This window comes from Caballeronia sp. LZ028, assembly GCF_031451415.1.
GTDB lineage: Bacteria > Pseudomonadota > Gammaproteobacteria > Burkholderiales > Burkholderiaceae > Caballeronia > Caballeronia zhejiangensis.
Genome location: NZ_JARUXN010000004.1, coordinates 19,707 through 31,928 on the forward strand (window position 1 = coordinate 19,707; position 12,222 = coordinate 31,928).

At 62.3% G+C, this 12,222-nt stretch carries 12 protein-coding genes; 3 read left to right on the forward strand and 9 right to left on the reverse strand.

Going from position 1 to position 12,222, the window contains the following annotated elements:
• Nucleotides 1–99: 99 nt before the first annotated feature.
• From QCE58_RS22860 to QCE58_RS22890, 7 genes are read right to left on the reverse strand one after another with little or no spacing between them, the layout of a single operon-like run.
• On the reverse strand, nucleotides 100–366 hold the full coding sequence (locus tag QCE58_RS22860) for a hypothetical protein (protein ID WP_008354170.1): 267 nt from the start codon (nucleotides 364–366) through the stop codon (nucleotides 100–102).
• Complete coding sequence (locus tag QCE58_RS22865) at nucleotides 363–806, reverse strand: dihydroneopterin aldolase (protein ID WP_250521470.1); 444 nt, start codon at nucleotides 804–806, stop codon at nucleotides 363–365. The genes QCE58_RS22860 and QCE58_RS22865 overlap by 4 nt, the downstream gene beginning before the upstream one ends.
• On the reverse strand, nucleotides 803–1,456 hold the full coding sequence (locus tag QCE58_RS22870; protein ID WP_175982377.1) for a sarcosine oxidase subunit gamma: 654 nt from the start codon (nucleotides 1,454–1,456) through the stop codon (nucleotides 803–805). The genes QCE58_RS22865 and QCE58_RS22870 overlap by 4 nt, the downstream gene beginning before the upstream one ends.
• Entirely contained in the window at nucleotides 1,446–4,448 is a 3,003-nt protein-coding gene (locus tag QCE58_RS22875) for a sarcosine oxidase subunit alpha family protein (RefSeq protein ID WP_250440853.1), read from the reverse strand. Before QCE58_RS22875 ends, QCE58_RS22870 begins: the two co-directional genes overlap by 11 nt.
• Entirely contained in the window at nucleotides 4,445–4,744 is a 300-nt protein-coding gene (locus tag QCE58_RS22880; protein ID WP_175982376.1) for a sarcosine oxidase subunit delta, read from the reverse strand. The genes QCE58_RS22875 and QCE58_RS22880 overlap by 4 nt, the downstream gene beginning before the upstream one ends.
• Before the next feature lie 20 nt (nucleotides 4,745–4,764).
• Nucleotides 4,765–6,009: a sarcosine oxidase subunit beta family protein gene (locus tag QCE58_RS22885; RefSeq protein WP_008354176.1), complete on the reverse strand. Its 1,245-nt coding sequence runs from the start codon at nucleotides 6,007–6,009 to the stop codon at nucleotides 4,765–4,767.
• 31 nt (nucleotides 6,010–6,040) lie between these two features.
• A complete protein-coding gene (locus QCE58_RS22890; RefSeq protein ID WP_008354177.1) occupies nucleotides 6,041–7,435 on the reverse strand; it encodes an L-serine ammonia-lyase in 1,395 nt (464 codons plus the stop codon).
• A gap of 368 nt (nucleotides 7,436–7,803) precedes the next feature.
• Here QCE58_RS22890 and QCE58_RS22895 point away from each other — a divergent pair, with 368 nt between their 5' ends.
• From QCE58_RS22895 to QCE58_RS22905, 3 genes are all read left to right on the forward strand, one after another.
• A complete protein-coding gene (locus tag QCE58_RS22895) occupies nucleotides 7,804–8,118 on the forward strand; it encodes a hypothetical protein (protein ID WP_033535841.1) in 315 nt (104 codons plus the stop codon).
• A gap of 137 nt (nucleotides 8,119–8,255) precedes the next feature.
• Nucleotides 8,256–9,344: a GlxA family transcriptional regulator gene (locus QCE58_RS22900; RefSeq protein ID WP_175982375.1), complete on the forward strand. Its 1,089-nt coding sequence runs from the start codon at nucleotides 8,256–8,258 to the stop codon at nucleotides 9,342–9,344.
• A 49-nt stretch (nucleotides 9,345–9,393) separates the two neighbouring features.
• The gene (locus QCE58_RS22905) at nucleotides 9,394–10,158 is read left to right on the forward strand and encodes a class II aldolase/adducin family protein (RefSeq protein WP_250521469.1); all 765 of its coding nucleotides are present in this window, start codon (nucleotides 9,394–9,396) and stop codon (nucleotides 10,156–10,158) included.
• 30 nt (nucleotides 10,159–10,188) lie between these two features.
• On the opposite strand, the gene QCE58_RS22910 is transcribed toward QCE58_RS22905, so the two are convergent.
• Both QCE58_RS22910 and QCE58_RS22915 read right to left on the reverse strand, forming a co-directional pair.
• Complete coding sequence (locus QCE58_RS22910) at nucleotides 10,189–11,124, reverse strand: choline ABC transporter substrate-binding protein (protein WP_250521468.1); 936 nt, start codon at nucleotides 11,122–11,124, stop codon at nucleotides 10,189–10,191.
• Nucleotides 11,125–11,218: 94 nt separating this feature from the next.
• Nucleotides 11,219–12,211, reverse strand: a complete 993-nt coding sequence (locus QCE58_RS22915) for a GlxA family transcriptional regulator (RefSeq protein ID WP_008354182.1) — start codon at nucleotides 12,209–12,211, stop codon at nucleotides 11,219–11,221.
• Nucleotides 12,212–12,222: the final 11 nt, after the last annotated feature.

Sequence of the window (12,222 nt, forward strand, 5' to 3'; positions counted from 1 at the left end):
TGCGGAGGAACCACTGCGGCACCCATGCCGCCATGTGGCACGCCAAGGTCTATCTCCGCGCACGGCTCGATCGTCGCATTCCTCCGCCCCCGCGGAGCTTCAACTCCCCCCAAACCTCCCCCTAGCCGCCTCCACCACCCTAACCACCGCCTCCGCGCTCAACCGCGCCGCCACGACCCTCACATACTCATGATGCCTGGCCTCTAACGGCGCATCGAGATACTGCGCATGCAGATACCGAATCAACGCAATCCGCCGATGCTTCAGCGCGATACTTCGATCCAGCAGCTTAAGCGCCGCATCCGCATCATGCTTCTTGCATGCACGTTCGGAGAGCTGCGCAGCCGAATCACGCGACGCGTTCATCGCCGGACTACAGCCGCATCCCACGCATCGACGCGCGACCGCCAAGCATCGAAATCCGCCCGACGCCAGTCGAGTTCAAGCCCAAGCCGCTTCGTGCCCTCACGAATCTTCGGCTTGTGCAGCACCAAAGTAAGCGCATCCAGCGCCGGCCACTCTTCGAACGACAACGCGGCGATCTCCACCGCGAGCGTCTCCAGCAAGCGCGTATGCGCCTTCCCTTCAAGAAACGCGCTCACCCGATTGCACCACGCCTCGTAATCAATGAGACCATCGTCCGATTCATGCGGCATGCCGCGATAACGCAGGCTCGCATCGATGCACACGGGCTGCGGCCCTTCATGCTCATGCTCATACAAGCCGACGCGCGTCTTCACGACCAACTCATCGACGATCACGCGCCAGCCCAGGCCACCCGCGGCAAGCGGTTCGAACGGCTTCATGAGAGCAACGGCGCGGCGGCGTCGAGCATCATCTTCACGAAGTAATCGGCGAAGCTGCGGCGCACGATTATCTCGAAGCGATCGCCGCCCAGCGGCACGAGCGTAAGCGATGCCTTGAAGTAATGGCTCTGCGCGCATTGTCCTTCGCCGAAAACCTTCGGATGCAGATCGAGCGGACAACCGCGCGAAAGCACGTCACGCGTCTTCGGTCCGTCGATTTCGAGCACCGTATAACCGCTGCCGATATCCACCGCCGCCGAGAACTGTCCGACGAACGCGTCGCGCAGTTTCGCTTCGAGCGGCGCGGGACGCGATGCATCGTGCGCCGTATCCGAATGCACGAGCCATTCATCGGGACCGAGCCACAGCATCGTATAACCGTTGCCGCGCGCAATAGTGTTCGCCTTCTCGGGCGGCGTGCAGCCGATCACGCTCTGCACCGCCTTCGCGAACGCCGGATCGCGCGTATCGCCACGCACGTTCACGAGTTCGAGGAACGGCCGCTCGGCCAGACGAAACGCTTTCGGCGAGCCCGACTGATGCGTCTTCATCAATGCATCCGCGCCGACGAGCGGAGACTCCTGCCACACACCCTGTCCGCTGATTGCGCGATCGACGACCGTCGAGGAACCTTTGATCTCATTCAACATGCTGACGTGCTCCTTCGCTGTCGTAGAACACTGAACTGGTGATTTTTGCGTTGACCCGCTTGCCGTTCGCGAGCGGAATCATGACCGATTCGCCGATCTTCTCCAGACCGCCCTTCACGACGGCCAACGCAATCGAGCGCTTCAAAATAGGGCTGTAATAGCTCGACGTGACGTGTCCGAGCATCGGCGCGGTATCGCCCTGAAACGGTCCCGCGACGATCTGCGCGCCTTCCGGCAGCACGAACGAAGGATCGTCGGTGAGCAGGCCGACGAACTGCTTTCGCCCTTGTTTTGCAGTGTCCGAACGCGTGAGCGAGCGCTTGCCGATGAAGTCCTTCGACTTCGCGACAAGCCCGCCCATGCCGAGGTCGTAAGGCGTCATCGAGCCGTCCGTATCCTGTCCGACGATGATGTAGCCCTTCTCTGCGCGCAGCACGTGCATCGTTTCCGTGCCGTACGGCGTAATGTCGAATTCAGCGCCCGCGAGCATCAGCGCTTCCCACACCGCGCGTCCGACATTCGCGGGCACGTTCACTTCATACGCGAGCTCGCCCGAGAAACTGATCCGCATCACGCGCGCCGATGCGCCCGCCACCGTGCCATCGCGATAGCTCATGAACGGGAACGCCGCGTTCGCGAAGTCGATGTCGTGACACACTTTCTGCAGCACCTTGCGGCTGTTCGGTCCGACGACCGCGAACGTCGCCCAGTGATCCGTCACCGATGCGAGACGCACGCGCATGTCGGGCCATTCGGTCTGCAGCCAGCGTTCGAGCCACGTCAGCACGCGCGCCGCGCCGCCGGTGGTCGTCGTCATCATGTAATGCTGTTCGCCGAGACGCACCGTGACGCCATCGTCGAAGATCATGCCGTTCTCGTCGAGCATCAGCCCGTAACGGCACTTGCCGACTTCGAGCTTGCTCCACGGATTCGTGTACATCCAGTTCAGGAGCTTCGCCGAATCGGGGCCTTGAATGTCGATCTTGCCGAGCGTCGATGCATCGAGAATGCCGACGCTCTGACGCACCGCGAGCGACTCGCGCGCGACCGCCGCGTGCATGTCCTCGCCCGCCTTCGGGTAGTACCAGGGACGCTTCCAGTTGCCCACATCCTCGAACATCGCGCCGTTCTCGACGTGCCATTCGTGGATCGCGGTCTTGCGCACCGGATCGAGAAACTCGCCCAGCTCGCGGCCCGCGAACGTGCCGAAAGTGACAGGGGTGTAATTCGGGCGGAACGTCGTCGTGCCGGTCTCGGGAATCGTCTTGCCCAAGGCTTGCGCGAGAATCGCCATGCCGTTGATGTTGCCGAGCTTGCCCTGATCGGTGCCGAAGCCCATCGCCGTATAACGCTTGACGTGCTCGACCGATTCGAAGCCTTCGCGCGCCGCAAGATAGATGTCGGCCGCCGACACGTCGTTCTGGAAGTCGACGAATTGCTTCGGACCGCGCGTCGACAATTCCTTGTTGCCGACGATCCACAGCGGCAACATCGGCGCTTCGACGATTTCAGCGACTTGCACGGCAGCCGGCTTCACGACGATATGACCCGCGGCGCGCGCCGCTTCCGCGCCCGCATCCGCGCCGAGGCGAATGCCGCGCGACAGCGAGAACTCGCCCGCGCATGCGCCGACGCTGCTCTCCAGTTGCATCGCCTTGCCCGGCACGAAGCACGCTTTCTCTTCGTGCCAGTGCGCCTTGCCGCCCGATTGCGCGAAGAGATGCAGCACGGGGCTCCAGCCCCCCGACATGGCGACGAGATCGCATGGCAGGTCTGTCTGCTTCTGACCGACCTGGCCTTTGTCGTACGAAGCCACTTCAACCGATGCAACCCGCAGCTTGCCGCGCGCAGCCGTGATGACCGCGTTGTTCAGCACGCGCACGCCGTAGCGTCGCGCGGCCGCGGGCAACGTGCCCTTCGATTCGGCCGGACGCGGATCGACGACGGTCACATCCGCGCCTGCCGCCTTCAGATCGAGCGCGCATTGATATGCGTCGTCGTTGTTGGTGAACACAACGGCGTTGCGGCCCGGCATCACCGCATAGCGATGCAGATACGTCGACACCGCCGACGCCAGCATGATGCCCGGCAGATCGTTGTTGCCGAAAACGATCGGGCGCTCGTGCGCGCCGGTCGCGAGCACGACGCGTTTCGCGCGCACTTTCCACATCAGTTCGCGCGTGCCGCTGCGGCGCGATATCGGCAGATGCTCCGTCAGACGCTGCGTGACCGTGACGAGGTTGTGATCCTGATAACCGAACGCCGTGCTGCGCGAAAGAACCTTCACATCGGGCATCTTGCGCAGTTCGCCTTCGATTTTCTGCACCCATTGCAGCGCGGGCTTGCCGTCGATCTCCGCGCGGCACGACAGAAGGGATCCGCCGAGTTCGCGCTGATCGTCGACGAGAATCACGCGCGCGCCCGACAAACCCGCCGCATGCGCCGCCGCGAGACCCGAAGGTCCGCCGCCGATCACGAGCACGTCGCAATGCGCGAAGCACTTGTCGTAGCGATCGGCATCGAGTTGCTTCGGCGCTTCGCCGAGACCCGCTGCATCGCGAATCACTTCCTCGTATTTCGGCCACAACTTGCGCGGCCACATGAACGTCTTGTAGTAGAAGCCTGCGGGAATGAAGCGCGCGATCTTCTGATTGACCGCCATGCGATCGTTTTCGATGTTCGGCTTCGCGTTCACGCTCTGCGCGACGAGCCCTTGATACAGCTCGACTTCGGTAGCGCGCGCATTCGGCACGGTGTACGCGCCGGTTTCGAGTTGCACGATTGCGTTCGGCTCTTCGACGCCCGCCGTGATGATCCCGCGCGGACGGTGATACTTCCAGCTGCGCGCGACGAAGCGCTCGCCGTTCGCGAGCAACGCGGACGCGAGCGTATCGCCTTCGAAGCCCTGATACGTCTTGCCGTTGAACGTGAAGGTGACGGGAATCGCACGATTGATGCGCCCGCCCATGCCGAGTCGGTCTTTCTGGCTCATTTCGACGTGCCTCCGTTGTCATGCATCACAGCCAGCGGACGGTCGAACGTCTCGTAGCCTTGAATTTCATATGAAACCGTATCGCGCTGCACTTTGAACCAGCGGCGGCAGCCTTGCGCATGATTCCATTGCTCGCGATGCACGCCGCGCGGATTCTTGCGCATGAAGAGGTAGTCGCCCCACTCGCGGTCGGAGAGCTTTTCGGTGTCGAGCGGGCGCGCGATATCCGCTTCGCCGCCGCAGGAAAATTCGGTTTCGGCGCGCGGCCCGCACCAGGGGCATTCGATCAGCAACATGTTTTTCGCTCCTAATGCGATTAGTGGGCCACGGCAGCCGCGCCGTGTTCGTCGATCAGATGACCGGTATAGAAACGATCCAGCGAGAACGGCGCGTTCAGCGGATGCGGCTCGTCCTTCGCGATCGTGTGCGCGTAGGCCCAGCCCGAACCCGGCGTCGCCTTGAAGCCGCCCGTGCCCCATCCGCAGTTGAAGTACAGACCCTTCACGTCGGTCTTGGAGATGATCGGGCACGCATCCGGCGATACGTCGACGATGCCGCCCCACTGACGATTCATCCGCACGCGCGAGAACACGGGGAACATCTCGACGATCGCTTCCAGCGTGCCTTCGATGATGTGAAAGCTGCCGCGCTGACCGAAGCCCGTGTATTGATCGACGCCCGCGCCGATCACGAGGTCGCCCTTGTCGGACTGGCTGATGTACGCATGCACCGCGTTCGACATCACGACCGTGTTCACGACCGGCTTGATCGGCTCCGACACGAGCGCCTGCAACGGATGGCTTTCGAGCGGCAGGCGCACGCCGGCCATGTCGGCGAGCGTCGTCGTGTTGCCCGCCGTGACGACCGCGACCTTCTTCGCCTTGATGAAACCCTTCGTCGTATCGACGCCCGTCACCTGACTGCCGTCGCGGCGAATGCCCACGACCTGGCAGTTCTGGATGATGTCGACGCCCGCGCGATCCGCGCCGCGCGCGAAGCCCCACGCGACCGCATCGTGACGCGCGACGCCGCCGCGACGCTGAATCGACGCGCCCAGCACCGGATAGCGGCTGTTGAGATTGATCGTCGGCTCGATTTCCTTGATCTGCTGCGGCGTGAGGAACTCGGCATCGACGCCGTTGAGACGGTTCGCGTTCACGCGGCGCTCGGTATCGCGCACGTCCTGCAGCGTATGCGCGAGATTCATCACCCCGCGCTGCGAGAACATCACGTTGTAGTTGAGGTCTTGCGAGAGGCCCTCCCACAGCTTCATCGCTTTTTCGTACAACGCCGCCGATTCATCCCACAGATAGTTCGAGCGCACGATGGTCGTGTTGCGCGCGGTATTGCCGCCGCCGATCCAGCCCTTCTCGAGAATCGCGACGTTCGTGATGCCGTGCTCCTTCGCGAGGTAATACGCGGTCGCGAGACCATGACCGCCGCCGCCGACGATCACCACGTCGTACTCGCGCTTCGGCTCGGGACTTCGCCACTGGCGCTCCCAGTTCTCGTGATACGACATGCCGTTGCGTAAGAGGCTGAAGATGGAATAGCGGCTCATGGTGTTTCTCTTCCTTCGTGGGGTCCTGAATTCAGCATTCGATGACGTTCACGGCGAGGCCACCGCGCGACGTCTCCTTGTATTTCGTCTTCATGTCCGCGCCGGTTTCGCGCATCGTCTTGATGACCGAATCGAGCGACACGTAATGCTTGCCGTCGCCCTTCATCGCCATGCGCGCGGCGTTGATCGCCTTGATCGCGCCCATCGCATTGCGCTCGATGCACGGAATCTGCACGAGGCCGCCAACGGGGTCGCACGTCATGCCGAGGTTGTGTTCCATGCCGATTTCCGCGGCGTTTTCGACTTGCGCGGGCGTGCCGCCCATGACGGCGGCGAGCGCGGCGGCGGCCATCGAACAGGCGACGCCGACTTCGCCCTGACAACCCACTTCCGCGCCCGAGATCGACGCCGTTTCCTTGTAGATGATGCCGATGGCCGCGGCTGTCAGAAGGAAGCGCACGATGCCGTCATCGTTCGAGCCGTGCATGAACTTCACGTAGTAATGCAGCACGGCGGGAATCACGCCGGCCGCGCCATTGGTCGGCGCGGTGACGACGCGGCCGCCCGCCGCGTTCTCTTCGTTGACGGCCATCGCGTAGAGATTGACCCAGTCGAGCATCGACAGCGGGTCGCGCAGCGACTCTTCCGAGCGCGACCGCAGCGACGCGGACAGATCGGCGGCGCGGCGCTTGACTTGCATCGGACCGGGCAGCTCGCCGCGCTCCTTGCAGCCGCGCTCCACGCACGCGGCCATCACGCGCCACACCGCGAGCATGCCTTCGCGGACTTCGGATTCGCTGCGATTCGCGCATTCGTTTTGCATGGTCACGTCGGCGATAGACAGACCTGTCTCCTGACAGACGCGCATGAGATCGTCGCCGGTGCGAAACGGATACGGCACCGTATTGGCCGCGCGCAAGCCGTTCACGCGATCGCCTTCGCGATTCACGACGAAGCCGCCGCCGACCGAGTAATACTCCTTCTCGACGAGAAGCTGGCCGTTCTCGTCGAACGCCTGAAAGCGCATGCCGTTCGGATGCACGATGCTCGATCCCGGCGCGCCCGGCATCAGCTTGCGATAGAAGCCGATATGCTCGCGCTCCTCGAACATCACATCGTGCTTGCCGAGCAGCTTCAGGCGCTTCGTCGCGCGGATTTCCGCGAGACGCGGCGCGATGACGTCCGGATCGATGAGATCGGGCAGATTCCCTTCGAGGCCGAGCAGCACGGCCTTGTCGGTGCCGTGGCCTTTGCCGGTCGCGCCGAGCGAGCCGAACAGCTCGGCGCGCACGCGCGTGACGAAGGCGAGCAGATTGGCGTCTTCGATATGCGACGCGAAGCGGCACGCCGCGATCATCGGCCCGACGGTATGCGAACTCGACGGTCCGATGCCGATCTTGAACAGATCGAAGACGCTGACGTTCATTGGCGTGTCCCTTGGGTTGGCGAGATGTTCCGGTATGGCGCTCATTGCACCAAACCCAGAAAAGACCCGATAGAACAAAAACGCCATCGAAATGGGATCGCGGCGTCAGCGCCGTTTTTCGCGCGTGGACGACGTCGGATTTCCGATGATTTCAGGCCCGGCGACGCAAGCGCGACTGCGCGTAACAGAGCATTTCGCGCCCGGCGCGTTTTTGCGTATCTTCGTTGCACATCCCGCATTTTTGAGACTGGTCCGAAGCGTCGCGCCGACAGGCATCGGTATATTCCCTAGGTCTTGAGGTGAGCCACGCCTACAGGTTTCGGATCACTCGTCCTTTCCGCCTTTTCTTGCTTATCCGGTTCGCATTGATGGAAACTCACGCCTTACCCGACCAGTTCTTCAAATCCTGGATTCTCGCTTTCCTTATCAGCGTGGCTGTCGTCGGCACGCTTCAGGCAGTCGATCTGCTCGCCGTCGATCGGGTGCTCACGCGTCAGGTGCCCGTCTGGATCGCGCTGATGCTGCTCTGCTCGATCGATCCCGCCCTGCGCTACTTCGGCGTGTTGAAGGCCGAAGTCGAACAGCGCTGGGCCGATTACACGATCGCGAGCGTGCTCGGCCGCGCGGCGGGCGCGCTCATCGGCGGCGCTTTCGCCTGGGGCTTCGCGGTGCTCGGCGGCTGAAGCGCACCGCTTCGATTCACGGTTATTTGCGCGGCCGGCGTCACACGACGCCGGCCGCGTTCCATTTCTGACGCACGCCCGATGCTCGCGGCCGAGTGATATGCTCGCTGGATAACGTCCAGCCGCATGTCTCCCGCATGAACGCCGCAGAATCTCTTCCGCCGTCGTCTGTCGACGGTCAATCGAAATCGCGCATCCGCTTCGGCATCATCCTGCTGCCGAATTTCACGCTGACCGCGTTCTCCGGTTTCGTCGATCTGCTGCGCCTTTCCGCCGATGAAGGCGATTTCAGCCGACCGGTGCGCTGCTCGTGGAGCGTGATCGGCGAGACGCTCGCGCCCGTTCGCGCGAGTTGCGGCATACAGATCACGCCGTGGGAAACCTACGATCAGGCCGAGCCTTTCGATTACGTCGTCGTCGTCGGCGGCCTGCTGCATTCCGGCCCCGCGACGAGCGATGCGACGCTGCAGTTCATCCGCCGCGCGGCTGCCTCAAATGCAACGCTCGTCGGCATGTGCACCGGCGTGTTCTCGCTGATGCGCGCGGGCGTGCTCGAAGGCCATCGCATCTGCGTGAGCTGGTTTCATTATTGGGACTTCGTCGAGCGATTCCCGCACGCGGATGAGCAATCGCTCGTCGCGGACCGGCTCTTTGTCATCGACCGAAGGCGCATTACGTGTTCGGGCGGGCGCGCATCGATCGATGTCGCCGCCGCCATTCTGCTGCGTCACTTCGAAACGGCGACGGTGCAAAAGGCGCTGCGCATCCTGCTCGTCGATGACATGCAGAAGGGCAACGCGCCGCAGCCGCATCCGCCGGGTCTCGCGCCCGCGACGCATCCGAAAGTAAAACGTGCGATCCTGCTGATGGAGCAGCACGTCGGCCGTTCGCTTACGCTCGATGAACTCGCGCACAAGCTCGATCTTTCGACGCGGCAACTCGAACGGTTATTCAAGGCGGAGACGGGCAAGGCGCCGCAGGCGTATGCGAAGCAGGTGCGGCTGCGCACGGCGGCGTGGCTGCTGACGAGTTCGGACAAGACGGTCGCCGATATCGCATCGAGTTGCGGCTTTTCCGACGCATCGCATCTGGGCCGCGAATTCCGCAAGCAATTCGGCCTGCCGCCGATGATGTATCGCGAGCAGGGCGGCGCGCCGGATGCGCCGGATGCAAATCACGCAATGGACTACGACGAAACTTTCCCGGGCCGCGCGCAGGCAATCTAGCAGGATCTGAATACGTTTTCCGCGGCTCATCAAACCAAGGAGGAACGGCATGGAGACTCACGGATACTCGCAGGAAGAATGGAAAGTGCGCTGCGATCTGGCGGCGCTGTATCGCGTGATCGGGCATTTTCGCTGGACCGACATGATCTTCACGCACATCAGCGCGCGCGTGCCGGGCACCGATCATCACTTTCTGATCAACCGTTATGGCGTGCTTTTCGACGAGATGCGCGCATCGGATCTCGTGAAGATCGATCATGAAGGGCGGCCGGTCGAAGCGGGCGCACGCGATGATCCCGCGCGATATCTCGTGAATCCGGCGGGCTTCACGATTCACTCCGCGATTCACATGGCACGGCCCGATGTGTTTTGCGTCGTGCATACGCATACGGCGGCGGGCGCGGCGGTATCGGCGCAAAAGCAGGGCTTATTGCCGATCAGTCAGCATGCGTTGAAGTATTACGGACATATCGCGTATCACGACTATGAAGGCATTGCGCTGGACCTCGCGGAGCGCGATCGCCTCGTCAACGATCTCGGCTCGCATAACGCGATGATCCTGAAGAATCACGGGTTATTGTCGTGCGGAAAGTCCATTCCGGAAGCGTTCCAGGAAATGTACTTTCTTGAACGCGCTTGCGAGATTCAGATTCGCGCGCTGGCGGGCAATGCGGAATTGAATCTGCCGTCGCAGAAGGTTTGCGAGTTGACTGCAGAGCAATATCGGCGCGATGAAGCCGATGGAATCATGGCGTTGCAGTGGCAAGCGGCGTTGAGAATGATCGAAGGCGCGAAGCCGGATTATCGGACCTGACGCGCCTTCGTTGAATCACTGCGTCAGTTTTCAGTTGCCGGCGACATACGCCTTCACTGCCGGCAACCCATCCTTCCCGTCGAACGTCTTTACGCCCGCAAGCCATTTATCGAGCACCGCCGGATTCGCCTTCAGCCATTCGCGCGCCGCCTTGTTCGCATCCGTCTTGTTCATGATCGGCAGCATCACGTGGTTCTCGATATCCGTCGTGAACTGCAGGTTGGACACGAGCTTCGCGACATTCGGACAGCGCGTGTCGTAATCCGTCGGCGTGACGGTCAGCACTTTTGCTTCGCCATAGTTCGGGCCGAAGACATCGTCGCCGCCCGCGAGATAGTCGATCTTCATCTGCACGTTCATCGGATGCGGCTCCCAGCCGAGGAACACGATCGGCTTCTTGTCGCGAATCGCGCGATTCACTTCCACGAGCATGCCCGCCTCGCTCGATTCCACGAGCTTGAACTTGCCGAGCCCGTACAGGTTGTTGTCGATCATCTTCTTGATGAGCGCATTGCCGTCGTTGCCCGGTTCGATGCCGTAGATCTTGCCGTCGAGCTTGTCGTAGTTCTTCGCGATGTCGTTGAAGTTCTTGATGCCCGCCTGATACGCATAATCCGGCACCGCGAGCGTGTACTTCGCGCCCGTCAAGTTCGGCGTCGGCAAGACCTTCACTTGATTCGCTTTCCTGAACGAATCGATCATCGGGTCCATCGTCGGCGACCAGTAACCGAGGAACACGTCGATCTGCTTGCTCTTCACGCCCGCGAACGTGATCGGCACGGACGCGATCGTCTTCGTCGGGTTGTAGCCCAAGCCCTGAAGAACGGTCGATGCAAGTCCGGTGGTCGCGGCGATATCCGTCCAGCCGACATCCGCAAAGCGCACGTTCCTGCACGCGGCAGGCTCGGCTGCATACGCTCCCGCCAAACCAGATAGCAAAGCTGCCGCGATCCACAATCGTTTCATCGATCTCTCTCCGAAGTTATTTTCAAGGCATGACGCGGCCCGCACGCGAGGCTTTCATACGAAGCCCGCGCGGCCAAAAAAGAAAAAGAAAAAGTCAGGCCGATAATCGCCGCTCGACGCTCGGCGCATGTCCGAACTGCGCGCGATACGCCTTGCTGAAGTGACACGGCGAATGGAAGCCGCAGATGCTCGTCACGCGCGCGATCGACGCATCGGTGTTGCGCAACAGTTCGCGTGCGCGACGCAATCGCAACGTCAGGTAGTAATGCGTCGGCGATACGTTGAGGAACATCTTGAACATGCGCTGCAAATGCCGCTGCGACAGATGCACGAGCCGCGCGAGTTCTTCGAGCGACAACGGCTCTTCGATGTTCGCCTCCATCAGCCGCACCACTTCGACGAGTTCCGCACGCGAGAAGCCGACGCGCGCATCGACGGGAATGTGCTGATAATCCGTCGATCCGCGAATTCGCTCGACGATGAACTGCTCCGACACCTGCGCCGCATGCGCCTGCCCGAGCCGCATGCCGACGAGATTGAGCATCAGGTCGAGCGGCGCGGTGCCGCCCGTGCACGTCAGGCGGTCGCGGTCGATCACGAAGAGCTCGTCGGCGAAGCGCACATGCGGAAAGCGCTTGTTGACCGGCGACATGTCTTCCCAGTGCAGCGTGCAGCGATAACCATCGAGCAGTTTCGCCGCGAGCAGCGCATACGGCCCGGTGCAGATTCCGCCGAGCGGAATGCCCGCTTCATGCGCGCGCTGCAGAAGACCGATCACCTTGTCGTCGACATAATCGGCGACATGCCAGCCCGCGCAGACGATCAGCACGTCGGGCATGCCGGCTTCGTCGAGCGTCATCGTCGGCTTGATGGTGATGCCGTTGCTCGCACGCGCGGGCTCGCCGTCCGGCGTGATGATCGACCAGCTGTAGTGCTGCGCGCGGCCGACGTAATTGGCCATGCGCAGCACCTCGACCGCGCTCGTGAACGCGATCATCGAGAAGTTCGGCAGCGTGAGAAAGCCGAAGCGCGAAAGACTGGACAACGGTGATTCGGTACCCGCCGGAACGATCGCGTCGCGCTTCATGGGTCGTGTGC

Bases quoted from the DNA above. Each gene is read 5' to 3' on its own strand.
- QCE58_RS22860 (WP_008354170.1), bottom strand. From the start codon at position 366: ATGAACGCGTCGCGTGATTCGGCTGCGCAGCTCTCCGAACGTGCATGC.
- QCE58_RS22865 (WP_250521470.1), bottom strand. From the start codon at position 806: ATGAAGCCGTTCGAACCGCTTGCCGCGGGTGGCCTGGGCTGGCGCGTG.
- QCE58_RS22870 (WP_175982377.1), bottom strand. From the start codon at position 1,456: ATGTTGAATGAGATCAAAGGTTCCTCGACGGTCGTCGATCGCGCAATC.
- QCE58_RS22875 (WP_250440853.1), bottom strand. From the start codon at position 4,448: ATGAGCCAGAAAGACCGACTCGGCATGGGCGGGCGCATCAATCGTGCG.
- QCE58_RS22880 (WP_175982376.1), bottom strand. From the start codon at position 4,744: ATGTTGCTGATCGAATGCCCCTGGTGCGGGCCGCGCGCCGAAACCGAA.
- QCE58_RS22885 (WP_008354176.1), bottom strand. From the start codon at position 6,009: ATGAGCCGCTATTCCATCTTCAGCCTCTTACGCAACGGCATGTCGTAT.
- QCE58_RS22890 (WP_008354177.1), bottom strand. From the start codon at position 7,435: ATGAACGTCAGCGTCTTCGATCTGTTCAAGATCGGCATCGGACCGTCG.
- QCE58_RS22895 (WP_033535841.1), top strand. From the start codon at position 7,804: ATGGAAACTCACGCCTTACCCGACCAGTTCTTCAAATCCTGGATTCTC.
- QCE58_RS22900 (WP_175982375.1), top strand. From the start codon at position 8,256: ATGAACGCCGCAGAATCTCTTCCGCCGTCGTCTGTCGACGGTCAATCG.
- QCE58_RS22905 (WP_250521469.1), top strand. From the start codon at position 9,394: ATGGAGACTCACGGATACTCGCAGGAAGAATGGAAAGTGCGCTGCGAT.
- QCE58_RS22910 (WP_250521468.1), bottom strand. From the start codon at position 11,124: ATGAAACGATTGTGGATCGCGGCAGCTTTGCTATCTGGTTTGGCGGGA.
- QCE58_RS22915 (WP_008354182.1), bottom strand. From the start codon at position 12,211: ATGAAGCGCGACGCGATCGTTCCGGCGGGTACCGAATCACCGTTGTCC.